The sequence below is a fragment of the Roseateles chitinivorans genome, assembly GCF_002761755.1.
GTDB lineage: Bacteria > Pseudomonadota > Gammaproteobacteria > Burkholderiales > Burkholderiaceae_C > Roseateles > Roseateles chitinivorans.
Window position 1 is genome coordinate 13,068 of the sequence record NZ_PEOG01000058.1, and the last position, 23,695, is coordinate 36,762.

The 23,695-nt window shown below is 69.0% G+C and carries 19 protein-coding genes; 8 read left to right on the top strand and 11 right to left on the bottom strand.

What is annotated here, in order from left to right:
• Positions 1–39: 39 nt before the first annotated feature.
• Complete coding sequence (locus tag CS062_RS18975) at positions 40–1,560, bottom strand: sugar ABC transporter ATP-binding protein (protein WP_099863130.1); 1,521 nt, start codon at positions 1,558–1,560, stop codon at positions 40–42.
• Positions 1,560–2,534 (bottom strand): ABC transporter substrate-binding protein, encoded by a 975-nt coding sequence (locus tag CS062_RS18980; protein WP_099863131.1) that lies wholly within the window; start codon positions 2,532–2,534, stop codon positions 1,560–1,562. The genes CS062_RS18975 and CS062_RS18980 overlap by 1 nt, the downstream gene beginning before the upstream one ends.
• A 277-nt stretch (positions 2,535–2,811) precedes the next feature.
• Between CS062_RS18980 and CS062_RS18985 the strand changes: the two genes are divergently transcribed.
• The 3 genes from CS062_RS18985 to CS062_RS18995 all read left to right on the top strand — a co-directional run bounded on the left by CS062_RS18985 (position 2,812) and on the right by CS062_RS18995 (position 4,966).
• Positions 2,812–3,246: a DUF1801 domain-containing protein gene (locus CS062_RS18985; protein ID WP_099863132.1), complete on the top strand. Its 435-nt coding sequence runs from the start codon at positions 2,812–2,814 to the stop codon at positions 3,244–3,246.
• 237 nt (positions 3,247–3,483) lie between these two features.
• Entirely contained in the window at positions 3,484–4,320 is an 837-nt protein-coding gene (locus tag CS062_RS18990) for a hypothetical protein (protein ID WP_099863133.1), read from the top strand.
• A 148-nt stretch (positions 4,321–4,468) separates the two neighbouring features.
• On the top strand, positions 4,469–4,966 hold the full coding sequence (locus tag CS062_RS18995) for an SH3 domain-containing protein (protein WP_143742412.1): 498 nt from the start codon (positions 4,469–4,471) through the stop codon (positions 4,964–4,966).
• 27 nt (positions 4,967–4,993) lie between these two features.
• Here CS062_RS18995 and CS062_RS19000 read toward each other — a convergent pair whose 3' ends face one another.
• Positions 4,994–5,905 (bottom strand): pyridoxal-phosphate dependent enzyme, encoded by a 912-nt coding sequence (locus tag CS062_RS19000; protein WP_099863135.1) that lies wholly within the window; start codon positions 5,903–5,905, stop codon positions 4,994–4,996.
• A gap of 159 nt (positions 5,906–6,064) precedes the next feature.
• Between CS062_RS19000 and CS062_RS19005 the strand changes: the two genes are divergently transcribed.
• Positions 6,065–6,706, top strand: a complete 642-nt coding sequence (locus CS062_RS19005; RefSeq protein WP_099863136.1) for an HD domain-containing protein — start codon at positions 6,065–6,067, stop codon at positions 6,704–6,706.
• 107 nt (positions 6,707–6,813) lie between these two features.
• Here the strand turns inward: CS062_RS19005 and CS062_RS19010 are convergent, their stop codons facing one another.
• On the bottom strand, positions 6,814–7,275 hold the full coding sequence (locus tag CS062_RS19010) for a carboxymuconolactone decarboxylase family protein (RefSeq protein WP_099863137.1): 462 nt from the start codon (positions 7,273–7,275) through the stop codon (positions 6,814–6,816).
• Between the two features lie 200 nt (positions 7,276–7,475).
• Here CS062_RS19010 and pdxR point away from each other — a divergent pair, with 200 nt between their 5' ends.
• Positions 7,476–8,924, top strand: coding sequence for a MocR-like pyridoxine biosynthesis transcription factor PdxR (gene pdxR / locus CS062_RS19015; RefSeq protein WP_099863138.1), 1,449 nt, complete (start codon positions 7,476–7,478; stop codon positions 8,922–8,924).
• Positions 8,925–9,010: 86 nt separating this feature from the next.
• Positions 9,011–10,129, top strand: a complete 1,119-nt coding sequence (locus tag CS062_RS19020; protein WP_099863139.1) for a DUF4126 family protein — start codon at positions 9,011–9,013, stop codon at positions 10,127–10,129.
• A gap of 209 nt (positions 10,130–10,338) precedes the next feature.
• On the opposite strand, the gene CS062_RS19025 is transcribed toward CS062_RS19020, so the two are convergent.
• From CS062_RS19025 to CS062_RS19055, 7 genes are all read right to left on the bottom strand, one after another.
• Positions 10,339–11,502 (bottom strand): sterol desaturase family protein, encoded by a 1,164-nt coding sequence (locus tag CS062_RS19025; protein WP_099863140.1) that lies wholly within the window; start codon positions 11,500–11,502, stop codon positions 10,339–10,341.
• A gap of 100 nt (positions 11,503–11,602) precedes the next feature.
• Positions 11,603–12,457: a MipA/OmpV family protein gene (locus CS062_RS19030; RefSeq protein ID WP_099863141.1), complete on the bottom strand. Its 855-nt coding sequence runs from the start codon at positions 12,455–12,457 to the stop codon at positions 11,603–11,605.
• 102 nt (positions 12,458–12,559) lie between these two features.
• Positions 12,560–15,166 (bottom strand): glycoside hydrolase family 127 protein, encoded by a 2,607-nt coding sequence (locus CS062_RS19035; RefSeq protein ID WP_233218144.1) that lies wholly within the window; start codon positions 15,164–15,166, stop codon positions 12,560–12,562.
• A gap of 95 nt (positions 15,167–15,261) precedes the next feature.
• Positions 15,262–16,815, bottom strand: a complete 1,554-nt coding sequence (locus CS062_RS19040) for an alpha-N-arabinofuranosidase (RefSeq protein ID WP_099863142.1) — start codon at positions 16,813–16,815, stop codon at positions 15,262–15,264.
• A 101-nt stretch (positions 16,816–16,916) separates the two neighbouring features.
• Positions 16,917–18,665, bottom strand: coding sequence for an IlvD/Edd family dehydratase (locus CS062_RS19045; RefSeq protein WP_099863143.1), 1,749 nt, complete (start codon positions 18,663–18,665; stop codon positions 16,917–16,919).
• Positions 18,666–18,760: 95 nt separating this feature from the next.
• The gene (locus tag CS062_RS19050) at positions 18,761–19,729 is read right to left on the bottom strand and encodes a glycoside hydrolase family 43 protein (RefSeq protein ID WP_099863144.1); all 969 of its coding nucleotides are present in this window, start codon (positions 19,727–19,729) and stop codon (positions 18,761–18,763) included.
• Between the two features lie 10 nt (positions 19,730–19,739).
• Positions 19,740–22,370 carry a TonB-dependent receptor gene (locus CS062_RS19055; RefSeq protein ID WP_099863145.1) on the bottom strand — a complete coding sequence of 877 codons (2,631 nt, stop codon included), beginning with the start codon at positions 22,368–22,370 and terminating at the stop codon, positions 19,740–19,742.
• Between the two features lie 435 nt (positions 22,371–22,805).
• Here CS062_RS19055 and CS062_RS19060 point away from each other — a divergent pair, with 435 nt between their 5' ends.
• Positions 22,806–23,495 (top strand): response regulator transcription factor, encoded by a 690-nt coding sequence (locus CS062_RS19060; RefSeq protein WP_099863146.1) that lies wholly within the window; start codon positions 22,806–22,808, stop codon positions 23,493–23,495.
• Positions 23,496–23,499: 4 nt separating this feature from the next.
• Positions 23,500–23,695: hypothetical protein (locus CS062_RS27015; RefSeq protein ID WP_233218145.1), on the top strand; the 196-nt coding region annotated here is incomplete at its 3' end.

Here is a 23,695-nt window from a genome sequence, read left to right on the forward strand (position 1 = left end):
ACTGCCGTCCCCGACCACCGCCTTCCTTCAACGGTTCTGCTAGCGGGGACCATCGGCGGCGATCACTTCAAGGACCGAGCGTTCGTCGAGCTGGCCGCGCTCATACGTGCCGATCGCGCGGCGGTCGCGCAGGACGACCACACGGTCACTGCAGCGCAGGACCTCGGGCAGCTCGGACGAGATGAACAGCACCGCCATGCGGCGGTCGTCGTCGTCGCCCTCGGCGCACAGGCGACGGACCTCGTCCATGATCTCCTCCTTCGCGCGCACGTCGATGCCGCGCGTCGGCTCGTCCAGGATCAACAGCCGCGGCTGCGTCAGCAGCCAGCGGGCCAGCAAGGCCTTCTGCTGGTTGCCGCCCGAGAGCAGGCCGATCGGCGTCTCGATGTCCGCCGTCTTGATGCCCAGGCGCTGGACGTAATCGGCAGCAATCGCCTGCTGGCGCTTGAGCGGGATCGCTCGCCACCAGCCTTGCCGCGCCTGCAGCGCGAGCACGATGTTCTCGCGGACCGACAGCGCCAGCACCGCACCCTCGAGCTTGCGGTCTTCGGAACAGAAGGCCAGGCCGCTGGCGATGGCCTGGCGGGGCGACGCGAAGCGCTGCCGCCGGCCGGCGATCTCGATGTCGCCAGCATCGGCGCTGTCAGCGCCGAACAGCAGCCGCGCCGCCTCGGTGCGGCCCGATCCGAGCAGGCCGCACAGGCCCAGCACCTCGCCCTCGCGGATCTCCAGGTCCAGCGGCTGCAAGGCGCCGCGGCGCGCGAGGCCGTGGGTGGTCAGCGCCGGCGTGGTCGTCTGCGCGCAGGCCGCCAGCGGCGCTGTCGAGGCCGCGTGCGGGCCCACCATCTTCTGGATCAGCTCGAGCCGGCCGAGGTCGCGGGCCAGGTACTCGCCCTCGGTGCGGCCGTTGCGCATGACAGTGATGCGGTCGGAGACGGCGTAGACCTGGTCCAGGAAGTGGGTGACGAAGAGCAGGGCCAGGCCCTGTTCGCGCAGTCGACGCATGACCCGGAACAGGTGCTGGACGGCGGCCTCGTCGAGGCTGGAGGTGGGCTCGTCGAGGATCAGCACCCGCGCCGAGATGTTGAGCGCCCGCGCGATGGCCACCATCTGCTGGATCGACAGCGAGTAGCGCGCCAGCGGCGCCTCCACGTCGATGTCGAGCTCCAGCTCGGCCAGCAGCTGGCGCGAGCGTTCGCGCATGCGGCGCCAGTCGATCTGGCCCCAGCGCCGCGGATAGCGGCCGATGAAGAGGTTCTCCGCCACCGAGAGGTTGGGGACGAGGTTGACCTCCTGGTAGACGGTGCTGATGCCCAGCGCCTGCGCGTCGGCGGTGGAACGCGGCGCGATCGCCGCGCCGCCGAGTTCGATGCGGCCGGCATCCGGCGGGTAAAGGCCGGTGAGGACCTTGATCAGCGTCGACTTGCCGGCGCCGTTCTGGCCCATCAGCGCATGGATCTCGCCGACGAAGAGCCGCAGCCCGACGCCGGACAAGGCCTGGACGCCGGGGAAGCCCTTGTCGATGCCGGCGAGCGACAGCAGCGGAGCCGGGGCGCTCATCAGTACTTGCGGTTGGGGAGTTCCTTGGCCGCGACGTCGGCGGTGAAGACGCCTTCCTCGGTCGTGATGCGCTTGGCCACCGGCTTGCCGGCGACGACGTCCTTGGCCAGCTGCATCAGCTGCGGGCCGAGCATCGGGTTGCACTCGACGGTGACATTGAGCTTGCCCGCGGCCATGGCCTGGAAGGCGCCGCGCACGCCGTCGATGGAGACGATGGCGATGTCCTTGGCGGGCTTCAGGCCGGCTTCCTCGATCGCCTGGATGGCGCCGATGGCCATGTCGTCGTTATGCGCGAACAGGACGTGGATCTTCTTGTCCTTGGCCTTCAGGAAGGCCTCCATGACTTCCTTGCCCTTGGCCCGGGTGAAGTCGCCGGACTGCGAGCGCACGATCTTCAGCCGAGGCTCGGCCTGGATGATCTCCTCGAAGCCGCGCTTGCGGTCGAGGGCCGGCGCGGAGCCGACGGTGCCTTGCAGCTCGACGATGTTGACCTCGCCGGTCGGGGCGTTCTTCTTGGCCCAGTCGACCAGCCAGCGGCCGGCCTTGCGGCCTTCCTCGACGAAGTCGGAGCCGATGAAGGTGACGTAGAGGGAGGGATCGCTGACCTTGACGGCGCGGTCGGTGAGGATGACCGGGATCTTGGCGTTCTTCGCCTCGCGCAGGACGGTGTCCCAGCCGGACTCGACGACCGGGGAGAAGGCGATGACATCCACCTTCTGCGCGATGAAGCTGCGGATGGCCTTGACCTGGTTCTCCTGCTTCTGCTGGGCGTCGGCGAACTTGAGGGTGATGCCGGCCTGCTTGGCGGCGTCCTTGATCGAGTTGCTGTTGGCGGTGCGCCATTCGCTTTCGGCGCCGACCTGGGAGAAGCCCAGGACGAGCGGCTTGTCGGCGGCGAGTGCGCTGGAAGCGGTGCCGGCCAGCGACAGGCCGAGCGCGGCCATGGCCAGCAGATGACGACGCGTCGTCTTCATGGTCGTTGTCTCCTCGTTGATGTTGCTGTGGAGGTCACGCCGATGGGCGACGCACCTCGTGAGGTGACAGCGATCGTAGGGAGGGCAGGGATGCCGGACCAATCACATTTCTAGCGCCAGCGATGTCTTGATCGATATCACTCCGTGAGAACCTTTCGCTCTCCCCCGAGGGGGAGAGGCGAGGGGTGAGGGGCGAGGGGACTCGACGCTGTTAGCGGGTCTCGGCGTGAAGGCAGTGTTAAGGTTCGCCGATCTCCTCGACAGACGGACGCGTGCCATGAAGAAGCAGACGGCGGCGAGCCCGGCCGACGCGGGTGCTTTGCTCGCCGGCGGCAACCCCCAGATCCCGAAGGGGCACGGCGACGCGCCGGTGCAGGCCTATATCGCCGCTCTCACGGGCTGGAAGCGGGACGTGGTGAGGCGCCTGGACGCGCTGGTCGTCGAGGCGGTGCCCGAGGTCCGCAAGGCGGTGAAGTACAACTCGCCGCTCTACGGCATGGACGGCGAGACCTGGTTCCTCGGCGTCCATGTGATGACGCGCTACGTCAAGGTGGCGTTCTTCAACGGCAAGTCGCTGGAGCCGATGCCGCCGGTGGACTCGAGGACCGCGCATGCGCGCTACCTGCATGTGAGCGAGCAGGAGCCGCTGGATGAGGCGGCGTTCGTGGCCTGGGTCAAGGCGGCGAGCGAGATGCCTGGCGAGCGCATGTAGGGGGCGTTGGCGGCCCCTGTGCATGGCGAGGCGCAGACAGGGCGCCATATGACCTTCGGCCACTTGGACAGACGTCCCGTCCAACAGAATTGGAGACATCACTTCGACCCATGACGGGTGACCGGACATTTGGTGATGACAGTCTCGAATGCATTACTGGCGGACGTTGCAGGCCTTGCCGACCGATTCTCTGCAGAGGTTCAGAGGGACGCCTCGGCGGCAGTTGGTCGATGGCGCATGGACTTGGCCAAACTTCACCCGCAGCTTGTTACCACTGCCTCGCGATTGGCTGACCGGGCTTTGACCTGGGAGGCGAGGGCTGCGCTCAATCGGACGCCGGACGGCGCGCGTCTCCTGCTCGAGTGGAGCGAGCAACGCCGCGCTCGACCGGAGTTGCCGCGATTTCCGTTCCTCTCGACGGAGATGGCGTACGCCTATTGCGCCAGCATCGTTCATCAGCGAGCCACGCCGCAGGCCAGCCGGGCGCTGGAGCAAGCGCGTCTGGTGGTGCTGGGATTGCGCCGCGAAACTTCAACACTGGATAACAAGGGCCTTGGCGTCTACGACGACTACATCGCCGTCCTGAATGGTTGGAATCGACGAGGGAGCGTCAAATTCTTCCCAGCGAGCACGGAGCCGGGGGCTCAGTACGCCCAGCGCGCGACCAAAGTGGGCGGCAAGCTATTGGACGATCGTTACAAGGGCGTTCAAACGGCCAGGCATGTGCATGGGGAAGATGTGGATCGCGATGGCATTCGCGATGCGGGCCGCCTGCTCGCGGGAACCTACTTCTTCAAGGACCTCGGTCGAGAGTTTCTGGATGCACCAGCCTTTCAGGCGGTCGCACCGCAAACCGTCGAAAGGGATACGAACGGCGACGGCCGCTTCACGTTGAGTGACGCTGATCGCATCGATCCAAAGGGTGTCGGCAGGACGATGTACATCCATCGAGGTGGCATGAATAACACTGGATCGGCGGGCTGCCAGACGATTCGCAAGGACTACTATCCGGCGTTCCTTTCTGCGCTCGGCAAGGATCCGAGGTTCTTCTATGTGCTTGTCGATTGCCGCTAACCGGTCCCTTCTTGGCGCTGCCTTCGTCACCCTCCTGAGCGTCGCAGCGACGGCTGCCGCGGAGGCGCCGGCGCCTGGCCAATGCGAGTTGGTAGCGTTTGTGGATGAGACCGATCCCGCGGGACTGAACGTCCGGGCGCAACCCAGCGTGAACGCACGTATCGTGGGAAAACTGCCTCCTGTGTGGGTCGATCAGGCGGATGGCGCCCGCGTGCGGGTCCGAACCGAAGTGATTGGCGCCTCCAAAGGGTGGTTCAAGATCCGGAACTCAGCCGATGAAGAGCAGCTCACTGAGCGGCCGGCTCGTCCCACCTATGCGGGGGAAGGGTGGGTCAGCGGGAGAAAGTTGATCGTCAAGGCGCAGACCGGTGCAGGTCGCATCCGCCCCGACACGTCGGCACCGATAGGCCTACAACTCAAGGATGACCGTCTCTTCGACTCGAGAGACTTCGCTCGGGCTGGCACGCTGGTGGATTGCGAAGGCGGCTGGGTGCAGATGGAGTTTGTTGACGCCAAGATTCCTGCGGAGATCCGCAGCAGCCTGGATATCGCGCCTGAAGCGCGAACCGGGCTTCCCCGTGGTCGGTTCAGGCTGTGGCTGGACAGGATCTGCGGGTCTCAGGAGACCAGCTGCGACGGCTTCTGAGGATGCCGCTGCGGAGCCGGTATCGCCTCACCCCGCCCACGCCTGCAGATCCTCATACGTCGCACAGGCTCCGCCGCACAGGATCACCAGCACATGCCGCGCGTGCTGCAGCACCGGCACCGAGCGCTTCAGCGCGGCGGCGACCGCTGCGCCGCATGCCGGCTCGACGATCAGTCGATGTTCCTTGGCCACCGTGAGGCAGGCTTGCACGGCTTCAGCGTCGCTCACCGTGGTCGCGACGACCGCATGCTGCTTCGTCCATGCGAAGGCCCGCTCGCTCACGCGTCGGGCGCCGAGCGAGGTGGCGATGCTCGTGATGCCCTCCAGCGTCACGAGTTCGCCGGCGGCGATCGATGCATTCAGCGAATCCGCGCCGATCGTTTCCGCCGCGACCAGCGGCACGTCCTGCCATCCGACGGCATGCATGCCCTGAAGCACGCCGCTCATCAGACCGCCGCCGCCGACCGACAGCACGACCGCATCGGGCCGCGGCATCTGCGTTGCGGCCTCTTCGATCATCGACGCATGGCCGTCCCACAGCAGGGGATCGTCGAACGGATGGATGAATGCATCGGTGGGCTGTCGCAGCGACATCAGGTGCTCGTTGGCCTCCATCCAGCTCGTGCCGTGGACGATGACCTCCGCGCCCTGGCGCCGGATCAGCGTCTTGGGCCACTCGCGCGTGGTCTCGGGCACGACCACGACCACCGGCAGCCCGAGCCGCTTGCCCGCATAGGCGACCGCCATGCCGGCATTGCCGCCCGACGACGACAGCAATCGCTTCGCGCCGCGCCCGGCATGCACCTCGCACGCGTGGCCGATGCCGCGCAGCTTGAACGAGCCGCAAGGTTGCAGGGCTTCGAGCTTCAGCCAGACGCGTTGATCGGCGGTGCTGAAGGCGTCGGAGGCGACGGTCGGGGTCGTCATGTGGATGGCCATGGGGGCGCATCGTAGGCCAGCGGGCCGGCGTCCCGCCATGAACCCGATGTCCAATCCGTGCACACCGGGCGATGACCGTCCACCGGCTGACACAAGAGCGCCGGTTGATCTGTCGGGCAGGCCGGTCGAACGGCAGTCAGCCGCTACCATCGCGGCCACATGAACGCTCTCTTCGAACGCTCCTGGCGGCGCGCCTGGTCCACCCTGGTCCAATCCGGCGGCGGGACCACCGACCCGGATCGCGCTGACAGCATCGCGCTACGCGACGAGCTGCTCGCCTGCTACGCCGAACCGCAACGCCGCTACCACACGCGGCAGCACCTCGAGGAATGCCTGACGCTGCTCGAGCAGGTCCGCGATCTGGCGGAGCGTCCGGAGGAGGTCGAGATGGCACTGTGGTTCCACGATGCCGTCTATGACGTCAAGGGATCCGGCAACGAGGAACGCAGCGCCGAATGGGCGCGCCGTGCGCTGGCTGAGGCCGGCGTCCCGCCCGCGGCCGCCGAACGGGTGCGTCAGCTGGTGCTGGTCACCCGACATGATGGTGTGCCTGGCAGCGCCGACGAGCAGGTGCTCGTAGACATCGACCTGGCCATCCTTGGCGCCGAGCGCCCGCGCTTCGACGAGTACGAGCGTCAGATCCGCGATGAATACGCATTCGTGCCTGGCTTCCTGTTCCGGCGCAAACGTCGACAGATCCTGCGGACCTTCCTCGACCGGCCGGTGCTCTACAGCACAGCGGTGCTGCGCGAGCGCTTCGAGGCCCGCGCTCGCGAGAACCTTCGGCGCGCGATCGGTTGAGCGCCGCGCGGTCGGTTGCGCGGAGGGTGAGCTCAACGCCCGACGTCGCGTAGCGTGGTGCAGCACCGCAGAGAATCGCCGGCTCAGCGGATTGCCATGGCCAGTCCTCAGCGCGCCGCCATCGCCACCGCCTGCGGCGGGTTGCGGAAGCTGATCGCGAGGCGGTTATAGGTGTTCATGAGGCCGATGGCGATCGTCAGGTCGACCAGCTCCTTTTCGCTGAACACCGCATGCGCTGCAGCGAAGTCGGCGTCCGGGACGCCGGTGCTCGCCACCCGCGTCACCGATTCGGCCCAAGCCAGCGCCGCGCGCTCGCGGGCGTCGAACAGCGCGCCGCCTTCCTCCCAGGCCTGCACCAGGGTCAGCTTCTCGATCGGCACCCCCTTCTTCATCAGGTCGCGGGTGTGCATGTCCAGGCAGTAGGCGCAGTTGTTGATCTGCGAGATCCGGAGGAAGACCAGCTCCACCAGCGTCGCCGGCAGGCCGCACTGGGACACGTAGCCGTAGACGCCGCCGAGCGACTTGACGCCGGCGGGCGCCACCTGGGTGTAATCGAGACGTTGGGTCATGAAGGACTCCTGAAGGGGTGAGGGCGGCATCGCCCGAAGCGGGGACGAGGACGCCGCAAGCGGGCCGCGTCATCGATGAACGCCATTCTTCGTCGCAGGTGGTGCAATCCGAAGGCCCAAGATTCATCAAAATCGCTGTACCACGAGCCAACCGCCCGCAGTCCCATCGGCTCGACGCCGCCATGTTTCGCATGCCTCCAATGACCGCCTCGCCACACCCGCCGCTGCCGCTCACGCTCGACAAGTCCTCGGCGATGCCGCTCACCGAGCAGATCCATCGCGGCATCGCGGCGGCGATCGAGCAGGCGGCGCTGATCCCTGGCATGCGGTTGCCTTCGTGGATCGACCTGGCGGCGCAGCTGGGCGTCGCACGCGGCACGGTGCGCGTGGCCTACGAGAAGCTGGCGGCGGACCAGCTGATCGAGGCCTCGCGCGCCGCCGGCACCCGCGTCGCCGCGAGGCCGTCGCGCGCTCGGGTCAGTGACCAGGTGCTGGATCCGGGCGCCTTCGTGTCGATGTACCGCGAGCTCACCGCCGGCCCGGGCATCTTCCAGCCAGGCATTCCCTCCCGCGAGAGCCTGCCGTCGAAGCTGATGGCCCGGCTAAGGACGCGCGCGCTGGCGGCGGAGATCAGCGGCGCGGCGCTCTATCCCGATCCTCGCGGCGAACTGGCGCTGCGGCGAGAGATCGCCGCCTACCTGGCCGTGGCGCGCGGACTGGTGTGTTCGCCCGATCAGATCCTCATCACCGGCGGCTATGCGGCAGGCTTGGGCGTCGTGCTGCGCGCGCTCGGCCTCGAAGGGCGCCGTGCCTGGATGGAGGAACCCGGCTTCTTCTTCACGCGCCATGCGCTCGAGCTGGGACGGCTGACACCCGTCCCGGTGCTGGTGGACGAGGAAGGGCTCGATGTCGACGCGGGTTGGCGCGACGCGCCCGATGCGGCGCTCGCGGTGGTCACCGCCGGCCAGCAGGCGCCGCTGGGCGTGACGATGTCCCTGCGACGCCGGCTGCGGCTGCTGGAGTGGGCCGCCAGTACGGATGGCTGGATCGTCGAGGACGACTATCTGAGCGAGCTGCAGCTGCAAGGCCGGGCCGCGCCGGCGCTGGCTTCGCTGGATCGCCACGGCCGCGTCATCCACATCGGTTCCTTCAGCAAGACGATCGATCCGCGGCTACGGCTGGGCTTCGTCGTTGCGCCGGCATCGCTGGCGGCGCGCCTGGGCGAGGTCGCGGCTTGCCTGGCGCCACCCCCCGGACCGGCGGCACAACTGGCGATCGCCGGGTTCATGCACGAGGGACATTACCTGCGCCACCTGCGCAGGACCAAGCGGCTTTATCTGGCGCAGCGTGACCGGCTGCTGCGGGCGCTGCGCGAGCGCGGCCTGTGCACCCATCCCGCGGCGCTGGCGGTCCTGGTCCGCACGCCCGACGGCGTGTCCGACCTGGCCGTGGCGCGTGCCCTGTTCAGCTTCGGCATCGCGCCGGCGCCGTTGTCGGTCTGGTATGCGCGGGCGACGCAGGCTCGGTCGGGATTGATGCTCAGCGTGGCCACCGCGCCCGCGGCGCAGATCGAGCGTGCCTGCGACCGCCTGGTGGAGACGCTCGCGCGGTTCGGTGCCGGCATGGGCAGCGCAGAGACCCGGGCGTGACCGCCCGTTCCCGCTGATCGCAGGCCCGTTGCAGCGCAAGGCACGAGCCTTGCCGAGGTCCGGGCTTCGCCAGCCAAGGAGTTCCCATGACCACGCCCCCAGCCTCCCGTGCCGATCTCTGTCTGGGCTCCGCCGCCGGCCTGGCCGGCGGCTTGATCGGCGCCGCGGCGATGACGGCGTTCCAGGAGCTGCTCGCGCGATTCGGGATCACCTCGGGTGTGCGCGGCTGGCCGTCCACCGAGCGGGCCGCTGATCGGCTCGCCCGCCTGGGCGGCCGCCGGCTTCCGTCACGCCATCGACCGGCGGCGGGCGAAGCGGTGCATTACGCGGTCGGATCGCTGGTCGGCGGCCTGTATGGCGCCGTGACCGAACGCCATCCACAAGCGACCTGGGGGCGCGGCGGTGCCTTCGGCATCGCCACTGCGACGCTCCTGGATGAAGGCCTGGTGCCCGCGCTGCGCTTCGGCGACCCGGTCACTCGGGCGCCGGTCCGGTCGCATCCCTACTCGTATGTCTCGCACCTCGTCTACGGCGCGTTCACCGAGGCCGCCCGGCGTCTGTTCCGCAGCCTCCTCGGTGACGCGCGCGCTGGCGCAGCGGTGGTCCGCCAGGCGAGGGCGCACAACGCCGCGATCGTCACCCGCCAGCCGGCCGACTCGCGCCGGACGCTGGCCATGGCCTTCCTGCTCGGCGCGACGGCCGGCCCGCGCACCAGCGCGCCGCTGGTCGCCGCGAGCTGGGCGGCGAAGCTCGGCTGGATCGACCTGAAGCACTCCTCGCTGGCGATGCTTGGCACGACGCCGGCCGCCGCGCTGACCACGACGATGGCGCTGGGCGAGCTGATCGTCGACAAGTTGCCGTCCACGCCGGATCGCACCGATCCGCCTGGCCTCGCCGCGCGCGCAGTCAGCGGCGCGATCTCCGGGGCCGCGCTGGCCGGCGGGCGTTCCTGGCCGGCGGCGTTGGCCGGCACCGTGGGCGCCGTCCTGTCGACCTACGCCTGCCACCGGCTGCGCCAGCGGCTGTCGCAGGCGCTGGGGCACGATGTGCCGGTCGCCGCCGCGGAGGATCTGGTCGCCTTCGGCGGCGCGACGATGCTGTGCCTGGCCTCGCTCGGCCAGCATGCCGACACCGCCCGGCTCGAGGGCGCCGCGACCGAGGACTACGACGACGCGCTGGCGGCCCTGGGCTGGCCGCACAGTTGAGCGGCCCGGAACGACGACGGGGACGACCTGATGGCGGCCCTGGATCGGCCGCACAGCTGAGCGACCCCGAACGACGACGGCGACGACCTGCTGGCGGCCCTGGACTGGCCGCACAGCTGAGCGGCCCCGAACGAGGACGACGACGACCTGCTGGCGGCCCTGGATCGGCCGCACGGATGAGCGGTCTCGCCGCCCGCGGCGCCTGGCCGTCAGACCTTCGGCGCGATCGCCCCGATCACCGCGATCAACGCTCCGCAAGAGGCCATCGCGCCGAGGTAGATCGCCCACGCGCGCCATCGGGTGCGCCGCGATGGGTCGGCGGCGCCGCGCGACAGCATCGCGCCCGCAGCCGACAGGCCGATCGCGATCACGGCCGCCGCGAGGAGATTGCGGCCCTCGCTCAGCTCGTCGCTCACGTCGAGCCAGACCGCGGAAGCGACCGCCGTCATCAGCAACAGGCTGACCGCGCGCGCCTTGTCGAGCCGACTGACCGGCGGATCGAAGCGCGGCTGTCCCAGCCGGGCTTCATCCGGTGGCGGGAAAGGCGCGAGCCCCGGCGGAGCCCAGCCCGGCGACTTGAACAGCAGCCGTGCCCGGTCGACCCAGCGCGGCGTCGCCCGCGCCCGGTCGAGGAGCTCGCCATAGAACTGGCCGATGGCCCGCAGCGGAGACCAGCTGCGCAGCGGCTTGACCGTCCCGTAGACGCAGCGCTCCGTCTCCTCGACGAAGGTACCGAACATCCGATCCCAGAGCACCAGCACCGCGCCGTAGTTCCTGTCGAGATAGGCCGGATTCACCGCGTGGTGGACCCGGTGGTTGGAGGGCGTCGAGAACACGCGGTCCAGCCAGCCGAGCCGGCCGATGTGCTCGGTGTGGATCCAGAACTGGTAGAGCAGCACGAAGAGTCCGGCGCCCAGGTACAGGTCCACCGGCAGGCCCAGCAACGCCATCGGCAGGAAGAAGGGTGCGCCCATCACCGCATAGAAGCTCTCCTGGCGCAGCGCGGTGGTCAGGTTGAAGTGCTCGCTCTGGTGATGCACCGCATGCGCGGCCCAGAACAGCGCGCTCTCATGGCTGACGCGATGCAGCCAGTAGTCGCAGAAGTCGTAGACGACGATCGCGATCGCCCATCCCCAGGCGCCGGACCAGGTCGAGGCCGGCAGCAGCGCCAGGTGCGGCAGCGCCCAGGCGTACAGGCCGCTCTGGAACAGCGGCGTCACCGCCGCGACCGCCAGGCTCAGCAGGCCCTGGCTGAGGCTGCTGATCGAGTCCGGCAGCCGGTAGTTGTCGCGGCCGGTGAGTCGCCCCCACAGCCATTCGAGCGCGATGCAGAGCCCGAACAGCGGGACGGCGACAAGGAGGACGCGGTGCATGGCAAGGGGGGGCTATGGAGAGCTGTGGAGAGCTGTGGAGAGCTAAGGAGAGCTGACGAGAGCTGTGGAGCGCGGCGGCGAAGGACGGGGAGGTGCTTGCTCAGAAGCGATACCAGAGGCTCGCGCTGAAGCTCTGCTGCGACTTCGCGGTGGTCAGCGGCGAGCGCGCCGCGTCGCCGACCAGACGCGCGTTCAGCCATTGCCCGCTGACGGACCAGCGTTCGGAGAACTTGTGCTCGCCGCTCAGCGCCACGCTCCAGTCCATCATTCCGGCGCGCGGATGCCACTCGGGCAGGCCGCTGGCGGCCGACTCGCCGGGACCGACGCCGTAGCTGCTGCGCAGGTGCGCGCCATTGGCCGCGGTCGCCGCCAGCGTGATCGCAATGAGGTCGTCACCGAGGGGCACGCCGGAGGTGGCGCCGAGCTCCAGCAATTGCCCGTCGTGATGCCGGGCGCTGCCCCAGGACAGGCCCGATTGCAGCAGCAGCCACGGTGTCGCCTGAAGGTTGGCGAAGGCTTCGGTGGTGACGCGCGGGCCCAGCCGGTCGATGCCGTTCGGCGTGAACCGCGAGGGGCGGCCGAACTGCGGCCAGAGGCGGGCTCCCGCCTGCCAGGTCCTGGCCGCGTCCGCGCTGGCGAGCAGGGGCACGAGGTTCCAGCCCACGCCAAGGTCGGTCGAGACGAAGGCGCCGCTGGGCGACAGGTATTCCAATGCCGGCAGCAGGTCGTCGCTGCGCGAGCGGCTGCCCGGCGCCGAGGGCCAGCTGTGGGCGGTCGCCCCGCCCGACCAGCTCGCGACCTGGGGCGGCGCATCCATCAAGACCAGGCTGCCGGCGGCCCAGCACCCGGCCGAGCCGGCCATCAGGCCGGCGCCGAGGAAGGGAAGGGCGGCTCGCGCGGAGAAGCGCAGGGCGGCGGAGCCGCGTGCGAGCGGGCGAAGGACGGAGCGGCGCATGGATGGGCGACAGGTTGCGGGATTCTAGGAAGAGGTCCCCGCCGCAACCTTGCGGCAATCTGTCGCCCTGTCGCCCTGTCGCCCTGTCGCCCTGTCGCCCTGTCAGCGCGCCGGCGCGGTCCCCCGCAGCAGGCGCAGGTCGTAGATCCCGCCCGCGATCGAGCCGGGCGCCGCGACCAGTCGCACCCGCACGGCGCCGTCGGCGGGGCGCGGCCAGTCCTCGGGCAAGGGGAAGTCGCGGCTGTAGATCTCCGCGCCCGCGGCCCGCTCGGTGGCCTCGGCCGCACTGAGCGTGAGATCCGCCAGCCGGCGGTCGTTGACCCAGACCGAGAAGCGGCGACCGTCGTCCAGCGCCGAGAAGGCCAGCCGCAGCACCCGGCCCTCGCGCCTGGGGTCGTTCAGGCGATAGCTGAACCATGCGGTCGCATGGCGCCAGCGGCGGCCCTTGTTCAGGCCGGTCTCGATGCCCTCGCCGGCGAAGCCGTGGTCGCTCTCGGGCTGCTGCTCCCCAGGCGCGACCGCATCGACGGTGCGGCCCTGCAGCGCCAGGCGCTCGCGCTCCTCCAGGGCCAGCCGTTCACGGCGGGCCTTCGCCTCCTGCGGCGTGCTGCAGGGCCAGTACAGGACATAGCGCGCGTCATGCACGCGGAAGAAGGGCTCGAGCACCAGGTCCTGGATCGCGCCGTCCGGGCCCTGGAGCAGCGCGCCGGCGCTGAAGCTCAGCGAGCGGCCTGGCACCGGCGCGAGTCGCCCGCCGAAGTCCGCCTTCGCGCTGACGAACTGCGGCGTCTGCGCCAGCGGGACGAGCGGGCCGTGCGCGACGTGATCCATGCGCGCCTCGCCGGCGCGGAACTCGAGCCGCTCGCCGGCGATCGGCTGTGTCCGGGCGGCGAGCACGATCGGGCCGTGCAGCACCGCGAGGAAGTCGGCGCGCGTGGGCAGCGGCTCGAGCGTCGTGCGCATCGGCAGACGCACGTCGACGACATCCCCGGCACGCCATTCGCGCGTGAGCACGACATAGCCGCCCGGTTGCCGGTCCGCCGGGCTCAGGGGCACCGCATCGCCGTTGATCCTGACCCGGAGCGCGCCGGGCGCGAGCCAGCCGGGATGGCGGACCTTCAGCGTGAAGTGGCCCTTCGGCGGCGCCTCGTCGATGACGATCCGCGTCGCCGCCTCGTCCGGAAAGCGCGTGCGCTGCGTCAGCCGCAGGCCGCGCTCGCGCCAGTCCAGCGACGAGGCCACGAACAGGTTGACCAGCAGCACCGGCGCGCCTGCGGCGTCCGGCCCCTCATCGCGCGAGTAGATGAACTGCCCATGCCGCGCATGGCTCTCCAGCCCCGACCCGACGCAGCACCACATGCCGAGATCGACCTGCGAGTACACCCGGTAGTGGTTGGGCCGCATCGGTGTGAAGTACACGAAGCCGCCCGCCGGATGCTGCGAGGCCAGCACGTGGTTGAAGAGCGCGCGCTCGTAGTAGTCCGCATAGCGCGCGCGCTCCTCGTCGTCGACCGCGTGGGCATGCAGCAGCTCGGTGAGCTTGAGCATGTTGTAGGTGTTGCAGGTCTCGGGACCATCCACCTCCTCGAGCATCGGCTGGAAGTCGGTCAGCGGATGGAAATGCTCCCTGACGCTGTTGCCGCCGATCGCGACGCTGCGACGCTCGCGCACCGTCGTCCAGAAGAAGCGCGCCGGCGCCAGCCAGTCCTTGTCCGCCGCGCCCGGGTCCCGTTCCTCGGCGATCCGGGCGAAGCCGATCACCTTCGGAATCTGCGTGTTGGCATGCAGGCCGGTCAGCGCGTCGCGCGGCTCGCGCAGCGGGTCCAGGATCGCCCGGTGGGAGAAGCGCTCGGCCAGGCGCAGGTAGCGCGCGCCGCCGCTCATCGCGGCGATGTCGGCGAAGACCTCGTTCATGCCGCCGTGCTCGGCGCGCATCAGTTCCTGCAGCTGCGCATCGCTCAGCGGTTCGAGCAGGCCCAGCGCCCAGGCGCCGAGGTCGATCAGCATCTCCCGCGCGAGCGCTTCCTGCGTCAACTGCCACGCGTCGCGCAGCCCGGCGAAGGTCTTGTGCAGGTTGTACCAGGGCACCCAGCGCCCGTTGACCGAGAAGCTGTCGACCTTGAGCTCGCCGCGTGCCACCTCGCGCCAGGCGGCCTTGCCATCGGGGATGCCGCCGAGGTAGCCATCGCCATGGGCGAGCTGGCACCGGCGCAGCTCGCGCAGCACCTCGACCAGCCGGCGATGCACGCGCTCGTCGCCGGTGGATGCCGTCATCATCGCCAGCGCCGACAGGTAGTGCCCGCCCATGTGACCGTCCAGCCCGCTGCTCTCCCAGTTGCCGTAGGACGGCTTGGGCTGGGGCAGGCCGGCTTCGCGACGGAAGGGCGCGAGCAGCCGGTCCGGATCGAGCGCCATCAGGTAGCGCTGGTCGGCGTCTTGCGCGGCCTTCAGCGGGCCGTCGAGCAGTCGGACTTGCGACAGCGGCATGCGCGAGGCGGTCGAGGTCGCCCTCGTCGCGTTGTGCCGGAGGCCGGTGGCGGCGGCGTCCGCGGCGGCGGATTCCGTGGATGCGCCGGTCTGGGCCATCGCGTCTGTCGCGAGCAACGCGCCGAAGGCGGGACCGAAGAGCGCGCCGCCTGGGCCGCCGGTGGCCGCTCGTGCCGCCCCCGCCACGCCGCAGAGGCACTGCCGCAGGAAGTTGCGTCGCATCAGTCCCCCGTGCGCGCGGCCCGGAGCGACATGCCGCCGAGCGCCGCCGCGCCGCCCTGCGCGAGCAGGGTGCGTCGGTTGAGGGGGCTCATGACTCAGCCCTCCAGCGCGACGACGACGATGGACTTGGGCGGCAGCGGCAGGCTCAGGGCGCCGTCCCGGGCCTGCGCCTCGTAGGGCTTGGGCTTGACGGCCTCGGGCTTGGCGAAGGTGTTCTCGCTGTCCATGGCCTCGCCGCTCAGCACCTGGCCGACGGCGCGTCGCGCGGCGGCGCCTTGCACGGCCAGCTTCACCGTCTGCGCTTCGCGCGGGTTCACGTTGATCAGCGCCAGGTAGAGCTTGCCGTCCTTGCCGCGCGCCGCCGAGGCACTCACCGCCGGCAGCGACTTGCCGGCCAGCGCGTACTCCGGATTGCCGCTCAGCGTCGCCGGCAGCGTCGTCGCGTCCTGGAAGGGCGTGTACAGCGCGAAGGCGTGATAGGTCGGCGTCAGCACCATGCGGGTCTTGTCGGTGTGGATCATGGCCTGCAGCACATTGACCATCTGCGCGATGTTGGTCATGTGCACCCGGTCCGCATGCGCATGGAACATGTGGAAGTGCAGGGCGGCCAGCACCGCGTCGCGCAGCGTGTTGCGCTGGACCAGGAAGCCGGGATTCGTGCCCGGCTCCGGGTCGTACCAGCTGCCCCATTCATCCAGGTAGAGGCCGATGCGCTTCTGCGGATCGTTCTTGTCCAGGATCGCGATGTTGGCGGCGACGGTCTTCTCGAAGTCCTGCGTGTAGGACAGCAGCGAGATCCACTCGTCTTCCTTGAAGCCGGCGGCGGAGCCCTTGCCTTCCCACTTGCCGCTCGGGAACACGTAGTAGTGATGGCCGATCGCGTCGAAGTTGAACTTGATGTTCTGCGTCGACAGCACCTCCGTCCAGCGCGTGTCGTTGGCATTGCCGCCGCTGGCGATGAATTTCGGACGGTTGTTGTCCGGCGTCTTCAGGAAGGTGGCGACCTGCCGGTACTGGTTGACGTAGTACTCCGGCGTCATGTTGCCGCCGCAGCCCCAGGCTTCGTTGCCGACGGCGAAGTAATGGACCCGGAACGGCTTGTCGCGGCCGTTCTTGCGGCGCAGCTGCGCCAGCGTCGAGTTGCCCTCGGCCGTCATGTACTCCAGCCACTCGGCCATCTCCTGCGCGCTGCCGGTGCCCAGGTTGCCGTTGACATAGGCCTCGGCGCCGAGCTGCTCGACCAGGTCGAAGAACTCGTGGGTGCCGACGGCGTTGTTCTCGGCCACGCCGCCCCAGTGGGTGTTGACCTTCACCGGCCGCTGGTTGCGCGGGCCGATGCCCTCGCGCCAGTGGTACTCGTCGGCGAAGCAGCCGCCGGGCCAGCGCACCAGCGGCACCTTCAGCGCCTTGAGCGCGCCCACCACGTCCTTGCGCCAGCCGCGCACGTTGGGGACCTTGGAGTCGGGGCCGACCCACATCCCTTCGTAGATGCCGGTGCCCAGGTGCTCGGCGAACTGGCCATAGACGTTGCGATGGATCACCGGACCGGGCTTGCCGGCGTCGATGCTCAGTTGCACGTCGGCGGCGTGCGCGCTCCAGGCGAGCAGGGCGCCAACGGCCAGGGTGAAGGCCTTCTTCTTGAGGGTCATGCTTGTCTCCAGGTGTCGTTGTTGTGGTGTCGTCCGGGCTCTGCGGCGCCGAAACGACGAAGGACCGTTTCCGGTCCTTCGTTCTTCATGCCATGCGCACCTCAGTGCGAGTGCCTGGGCACCGCGGAGCCGCGGCAGCCGCGCAGGAAGTCGAAGTCGCAGCCCTCGTCGGCCTGCAGCACATGCTGGACGTAGAGCTGGCGGTAGCCGCTCTGGTCGGCCGGATCGGGCTGCTGCTTCGCGGCCCATTCGGCCAGGCGCGCCTGCAGTTCCGCGTCGCTGATGTCCAGGTGCAGCCGGTTGCCGGCGCAGTCGAGCTCGATCCAGTCGCCCTCGCGGACCACCGCCAGCGGACCGCCGGCCTTGGCTTCAGGCGCGACGTGCAGCACGACGGTGCCGTAGGCGGTGCCGCTCATGCGGGCGTCGGAGATCCGGACCATGTCCTTGATGCCCTGCGCCAGCAGCTTGGGCGGCAGGCCCATGTTGCCGACCTCGGCCATGCCGGGATAGCCCATCGGGCCGCAGTTCTTCATGACCAGCACCGAGCTGGCGTCGACTTCCAGGTTGGGATCCATGATCCGCGCCTTGTAGTCGTCGAAGTCCTCGAAGACCACGGCGCGGCCGCGATGCTGCATCAGGGCCGGCGTCGCCGCCGAGGGCTTGAGCACCGCGCCGCGTGGCGCCAGGTTGCCGCGCAGCACGCAGATGCCGCCGTCGGCGATCAGCGGCTTGACGATCGGGCGGATGACTTCCTCGTCATAGATCGGCGCGTCGTGGCAGTTCTGCCAGATCGTCTTGCCGTTGACGGTCAACGCGTCCTTGTGCGGGAGCAGGCCGTTGTCGCCCAGCCGGCGCAGCACGCCCGGCAGTCCGCCCGCGTAATAGAACTCTTCCATCAGGAAGCGGCCCGAGGGCAGCAGGTCCACCAGCGTCGGCGTGCCGCGGCCGATGCGGGTCCAGTCCTCGAGCTCCAGCGGCACGCCGATGCGGCCGGCAATCGCCTTCAGGTGGATGACCGCGTTGGTCGAGCCGCCGATCGCGGCGTTGGTGCGGATCGCGTTCTCGAAGGCCTCGCGCGTCAGGACCTTGGACAGCTTCAGGTCCTCCCACACCATCTCGACGATGCGCATGCCGGAGAGGTGCGCCAGCACGTAGCGCCGGGCGTCCACCGCCGGGATCGCGGCGTTGTGCGGCAGCGAGGTGCCCAGCGACTCCGCCATGCAGGCCATCGTGGACGCCGTGCCCATCGTGTTGCAGGTGCCCGCCGAGCGCGAGTGGCCCGCCTCGGCGGCAATGAAGTCGTGCATTGAGATCTCGCCGGCCTTCACCTGCTCGTGCAGTTGCCAGACGGCCGTGCCGGAGCCGATGTTCTTGCCATTGAGCTTGCCGTTGAGCATCGGCCCGCCGGTGACGACGATGGTCGGCAGGTCCACGCTGGCCGCGCCCATCAGCAGCGCCGGCGTGGTCTTGTCGCAACCCACCAGCAGCACCACCGCATCCATCGGGTTGCCGCGGATCGATTCCTCGACGTCCATGCTCGCCAGGTTGCGCGTCAGCATCGCCGTGGGCCGCAGGTTGGACTCGCCGTTGGAGAACACCGGGAACTCCACCGGATAGCCGCCCGCTTCCAGGATGCCGCGCTTGACGTGCTCGGCCAGCTTGCGGAAGTGGGCGTTGCACGGGGTCAGCTCCGACCAGGTGTTGCAGATGCCGATGATCGGCTTGCCCTCGAACTCATGGTCCGGGATGCCCTGGTTCTTCATCCAGGACCGGTACATGAATCCGTTCTTGTCCTGGGTCCCGAACCATTCGGCGGAACGCAGCTTGATCTTCTTCTTGGCCTCGGTCATTGCAGGTAGTCGGTGATGTCTCCGTGAGCCATGCTAGGGAGACAGGTGATTCGGATCCAATCAAAACTTCCGGGAGTCCGATATCGAATCGGATATCACGCCAGGCCGGCGTCACCGAAGTCGGGCATGCCGTCCGCGGTCCATCCCAGGTGCTTGACGAAGGTGTGGCGGTCGGGGTTCCAGAGCGGATCGCCGACGATCTCGGTGTAGGTGCGGGCGTGGTAGACCAGCAGCACCGTGCGGCCGTCCTCGTCGAGCGCGAAGCTGTTGTGGCCCGGGCCGAAGACCGGCTGCGTCGGGCTGGTGGTCAGCACCGGCACCGGCGACTTGGTCCAGCTGGCCGGATCCATCGGATCGGCCGCCTCGTCCATCCACAGCAGGCCCATCGCGTAGTTCTCGTCGGTCGCGCTGGCCGAGTAGCTGATGAAGACTTTGCCGTGGCTGTGCAGCACCGACGGGCCTTCGTTGACCAGGAAGCCGCGGCATTCCCAGTCGAACTCCGGCCTGCTCAGCATCACCGGCGCGCCGGCCAGTTGCCACGGCGTGCGCATCGGCGCGATGTAGAGGTTGGAGTTGCCCGGGATGGCGAGGTCCTTCTGCGCCCACAGGTAGTACAGCTGCCCGCGGTGCTCGAAGGTGGTCGCGTCCAGGCAGAAGGTGTCGATGCCGGTGTCGACCTGGCCGAGGAACTCCCAGTCGCCGGCCATCGGGTCGGGCGACCGGTTCCGCAGCGCATACATGCGGTGCTGGAACAGGCCGCCGACGATCTCGCGGCTCGGCGCCGCCGCGAAATAGAGGTACCAGGCGCCCTGGCGGAAGTGGAGTTCCGGCGCCCAGATCAGTTCGCTCCATCGCCCGGCGTCGGGCTTGCGCCAGACCACCCGCGGCGTCGCGCGGGGCAGGTCCTGCCACGCGTCCACGGCGCGCAGCTCGATGCGGTCGTACTCCGGCACCGAGGCGGTGAAGAAGTAGCGCGCGCGGCCGTCGCCGTCCACATGACGGGTCAGGTGGGGATCGGCCCGCTGCGGGATCAGCGGGGTCAGGACTTGCGGGTCGTCGAGCATCGGGTCGGGATCAGAGCTTCCAGCGCAGGCCCACGGCCACGGTGCGGTCGTAGTAGCGGACGTCCCGCACCAGCGACGGGTCCTTGTCGAAGTAGTCGTGATAGGCCTGGTTGAGCAGGTTGGTCACGTCCAGCGACACCGTCATCTGCTTGGTCAGCTCATAGCCCAGCGACAGGTCCAGGGTCTTGAGCGGCGCCACCCACAGCTGGTGCTGGGTGCTGCGGTACGGCGCCTCGGCCAGGAACTTGTCGCGCCAGTTGTAGGCCAGGCGCGCGTAGATGCCGTTGCGCTCGTACATGCCGACGAGGTTGTAGGCCTTCTTGGACTGGCCGAGGAAGGGGCCGTCGGTACCGTCCGGCTGCGTCTGCTTGCCGGTCATGAAAGTGAAGTTGGCCTCCATGCCGAAGCCGCCCAGCCAGCCCGGCAGGAAGTCGTAGAACTGGCGGTAGCTCAGCTCGTAGCCATGCAGGTTGGCGCGGGTGACGTTGACCGGCTGCGTGACGTTGTAGGGCACGCCGTTGATCGTCGTCTGCGTCGTCTGCGTCATGACGCGGTTCTTGAACTTGTGCTCGAAGACGGTGCCGGTCACCGAGCCGGTCTTGGCGAAGTAGTACTCGAGCGCCAGGTCGGTGTTGTTGGACTCGGTCGGCTTCAGGTTGGGGTTGCCGCCGGCCAGGGTGCCGAAGGTGACGCCGCCGCCGGGAGGCGTGTTGGTCTGGCCCGGGTTGTAGTCGACGAAGTTGGGACGCTCGATCGTCTTGCCCCAGACCAGGCGGCTGACCAGGCGCGGGGTCAGGTCGGCGCGCAGCGACAGGGTCGGCAGCGTGTCGGTGCGCGAGGTGTCGACCAGCACCGGGGTGATCACATTGGTCGATGCGTCGCGCGAGTTGCCGCGCAGCGTCTGCTCGGTGCGGACCACGCGCAGGCCGGCGACGCCGGAGACCGGCACGCCCCAGGCGTCGAAGCCGAACTTGGCGCGACCGTAAAGGGCGCTGGTCTTCTCGGTATCGTCGAACAGCGACATCGGGTCGTACGGCGTCAGCGCCGTGCTGCCCGTCAGCATCTGGCGGAAGGCCTCGCCATTGTCGAGCAGCCAGTCGCGCGAGGCGAAGACGTACTGCTTCACGCCGAAGTCGCCGTAGGTCTTGGGCGAGACCTCGTAGATGCCGGGGAAGTTGCTCAGGGTCTGGCCGACTGCCGGGAAGGAGGTCGTCCACGGCATGTTGGTGCTGATCGACATCGCGTCGCGCTTGGCCAGACGCACGCCAGTGCTGAGCTCCTTCAGGAAGCCGTCGCCCATGTCGTAGTCGGCATCGGCGCGCCAGTCGGTGGACTTGCCTTCGCGACGGCCGCGCACGTCGACGCCGCCGTTGATGCGGAAGTTCGAGGCGTCGGTCAGGTCCAGGCCGGGGTAGTCGATGTAGCCACCGCCCCCGCGCACCGCCGCGACGGTGCTGGTCGGGCTGTAGCCGGTGTCCAGGATGCGGTTGACCCAGTCGATCGCGCTGCGGGTGCGGGCCAGTTCGGTGCTGAGCTTGAGGCGGTCGCTGACGCGCCAGTTGCCGCCCAGGGCCAGTTGGTTGTTGCCGACCTCGTCATGCTTGGCCTGCGTCGAGGTGAAGCCCCAGCCCGCGTAGTTGGTGTTGGTCGCGGTGTCCAGGTTGTCGGTGCCGGGCTTGGTCGTGATGACCGTCCCGGCCACCGGACGCCAGGCGCCGTCGTTGAACATGCCGATGCCGCCCACCAGGAAGGACTGCTGGTAGCGATGGTCGATGCGGGTGCCGAAGCCCTCGAGATAGACCTCGGCGTCCTTGTTCGGCTTCCACTGCAGCGCGAAGTTGCCGGCGACGCGCTTGCGATCGCCGAGGTTGAACACGCGTCCCATCGAATCGGTGCCCAGCACCGGGTTCGTGCGGCCCGGCACGACGATCGACTCCGGATTGCCGACGAAGCCGACCTCGTCGTGGTACTGCCCGCGCTGGTAGGACAGGCCGATCAGCGCACCCATCTCGCCCAGGTCGGTCTTCCAGCGGTTGGAGGCCATGCCGGAGATGTCCGGGTTGTTGGTCTTGGCCTTGTCGCGGCGCTCACCGCGGGCCGACAGCACCAGCTGCGCGTCCTTGAAGTCCAGCGGGCGGTTGGTGCGCACGTCGATGACGCCGGCGGTGCCGCCCTCGGGCAGCGCGGCCTCCTGGGTCTTGTAGACGTCGATGCGCTTGAGCATCGTCGCCGGCACGTCCGACAGGTACAGGCTGCGGCTCGAGTCGGAGAAGAATTCGCGCCCATTGAGCAATGTGACGATGCCGCCCAGCCCGCGGACGATCACGCCGCTGGCCTCGCCGTTGTTGCGCTGGATCTGCACGCCGGTGACGCGGCCCAGGATCTCGGCCACGTTCTTGTCGGGAAACTTGCCGATGTCCTCGGCGACGATGGAATCGACGACCTGGTCGCTGTTCTGCTTGATGGTCTGCGCCGACTCGGCCGAGCGGCGCATGCCGCTCACGACCACGGTTTCCAGCTTGCTGTCGTCCGACTTCTTGTCGTCGGCCGACGGCTGGCTCTGTGCCTGGACCTGGATCGCCGCCCCGAGAAGGGCGGCCGCGACCACGGTGCTCCGCAGCCCGAAGGGAATCTTGCTCATGTTGTCTCCGTCGTTTTTCTGGCCTGTCAACCCGGTGACCGGGCGACTCCACAACCGCCGTGGGGTTGTTGTCGAGCGGAGCGAATGCTAGGGACGCGAGTGATCCTGGGCCAATCACATTTTCCAGTTGGCCAATGCTATTTCCGGCATCAGGGCAGGTCCGGATATCGCCCGCGCGGTGGATGGGCATCCCCCACCGAACGGGGGGTGGTCGGGTCTGGGCAACATCTATAAATAGAGAAGCCGCCTGACAACGCTGACCCATCACACCTGCAACATGTCGTCACAAGTGTTTCCGGCGCGGCCCCTGAGGGTTCCCCCTGAAGAGGGGGCGACGCAAGTGACCATCGGCCTATCATGCGGGCCTTCTCCGGTGATCAAAGGGTGACGACGGCCGAGCCGGAGACGATCGGTCAGTCAAAGAAGGGAGGCCCTATGGAAGCAGTGTCCGTTGCCCGTGCATTCGAGGCGGCAGGAAATGGCGGCTACACGTTGCCGGCGCTCAAGCGCCGCGTGTTGCTGGTCGACGACCACGAACTGGTGCGCGCGGGCATCCGCACGCTGTACCAGACGCTGGACGAGATCGACATCGAGTGGATCGAGGCCGCGTCGCTGCAGGAGGGCCTGCTGGCCTATGGCGAGCGCGGCGCGGTGGACGCGGTGCTGCTGGATCTGAACCTGGGCGATTGCAAGGGCCTGCAGGGCCTGCGCCAGTTCATGGAGGCTTTCCCCGACGCGCGCGTCGTCGTGTTCAGCGGCACGCAGGATGAATTCGTCGTGCGCCAGGCCCGTGCGCTGGGCGCCGTCGGCTACCTGCCCAAGGGCGCCATGATGGCCGAGATGCGCAGCACGTTGCGCACCCTGCTGGCCGAGGGTCAGCGGCATCGCGCGGCCCAGGCCGGGGCGCTGTTCCCGCGCTTCCCGTCGTCCGCGATGTACGACCGCGTGGCCGAACTGGGCCCGCGTCACCTGGAGATCCTGGAGCTGGTGCTGTCCGGCTGCAGCAACCAGGAGATCAGCAATTCCACCCAGCTGTCGCTGGGCACGGTGAAGAACTACGTGTCTTCGCTGCTGCTGGCGCTGGACGTCAAGTCGCGCTCGCACATGATCAGCCTCTTCCGCTGACGAGGTGGCCACGGCTCACCGAGGCGATCCCGGGCGCGAGGAGCGCGCGCCCGACACCACCTTTCCGCCGACCGAGATCCTCATCGACTCGCCGGGCGTCGACGACGTGCCGGCGAGCGCCGTTTCTGGCAGCCCGCTCGGCCACGGTCGCGGGCGCGGTGCGGACGCGCCCGTGAGCGCATCCGCCCCGGCGACGCCCG

Coding starts and splice junctions, on each gene's coding strand:
- CS062_RS18980 (WP_099863131.1), bottom strand. CDS start 2,534: ATGAAGACGACGCGTCGTCATCTGCTGGCCATGGCCGCGCTCGGCCTG.
- CS062_RS19010 (WP_099863137.1), bottom strand. CDS start 7,275: ATGACCCAACGTCTCGATTACACCCAGGTGGCGCCCGCCGGCGTCAAG.
- CS062_RS19050 (WP_099863144.1), bottom strand. CDS start 19,729: ATGCTCGACGACCCGCAAGTCCTGACCCCGCTGATCCCGCAGCGGGCC.
- CS062_RS19040 (WP_099863142.1), bottom strand. CDS start 16,815: ATGACCCTCAAGAAGAAGGCCTTCACCCTGGCCGTTGGCGCCCTGCTC.
- CS062_RS19035 (WP_233218144.1), bottom strand. CDS start 15,166: ATGCGACGCAACTTCCTGCGGCAGTGCCTCTGCGGCGTGGCGGGGGCG.
- CS062_RS19000 (WP_099863135.1), bottom strand. CDS start 5,905: ATGGCCATCCACATGACGACCCCGACCGTCGCCTCCGACGCCTTCAGC.
- CS062_RS18990 (WP_099863133.1), top strand. CDS start 3,484: ATGGACTTGGCCAAACTTCACCCGCAGCTTGTTACCACTGCCTCGCGA.
- CS062_RS19055 (WP_099863145.1), bottom strand. CDS start 22,370: ATGAGCAAGATTCCCTTCGGGCTGCGGAGCACCGTGGTCGCGGCCGCC.
- CS062_RS18985 (WP_099863132.1), top strand. CDS start 2,812: ATGAAGAAGCAGACGGCGGCGAGCCCGGCCGACGCGGGTGCTTTGCTC.
- CS062_RS19020 (WP_099863139.1), top strand. CDS start 9,011: ATGACCACGCCCCCAGCCTCCCGTGCCGATCTCTGTCTGGGCTCCGCC.
- CS062_RS19060 (WP_099863146.1), top strand. CDS start 22,806: ATGGAAGCAGTGTCCGTTGCCCGTGCATTCGAGGCGGCAGGAAATGGC.
- CS062_RS19005 (WP_099863136.1), top strand. CDS start 6,065: ATGAACGCTCTCTTCGAACGCTCCTGGCGGCGCGCCTGGTCCACCCTG.
- CS062_RS19030 (WP_099863141.1), bottom strand. CDS start 12,457: ATGCGCCGCTCCGTCCTTCGCCCGCTCGCACGCGGCTCCGCCGCCCTG.
- CS062_RS19025 (WP_099863140.1), bottom strand. CDS start 11,502: ATGCACCGCGTCCTCCTTGTCGCCGTCCCGCTGTTCGGGCTCTGCATC.
- CS062_RS19045 (WP_099863143.1), bottom strand. CDS start 18,665: ATGACCGAGGCCAAGAAGAAGATCAAGCTGCGTTCCGCCGAATGGTTC.
- pdxR (WP_099863138.1), top strand. CDS start 7,476: ATGACCGCCTCGCCACACCCGCCGCTGCCGCTCACGCTCGACAAGTCC.
- CS062_RS18975 (WP_099863130.1), bottom strand. CDS start 1,560: ATGAGCGCCCCGGCTCCGCTGCTGTCGCTCGCCGGCATCGACAAGGGC.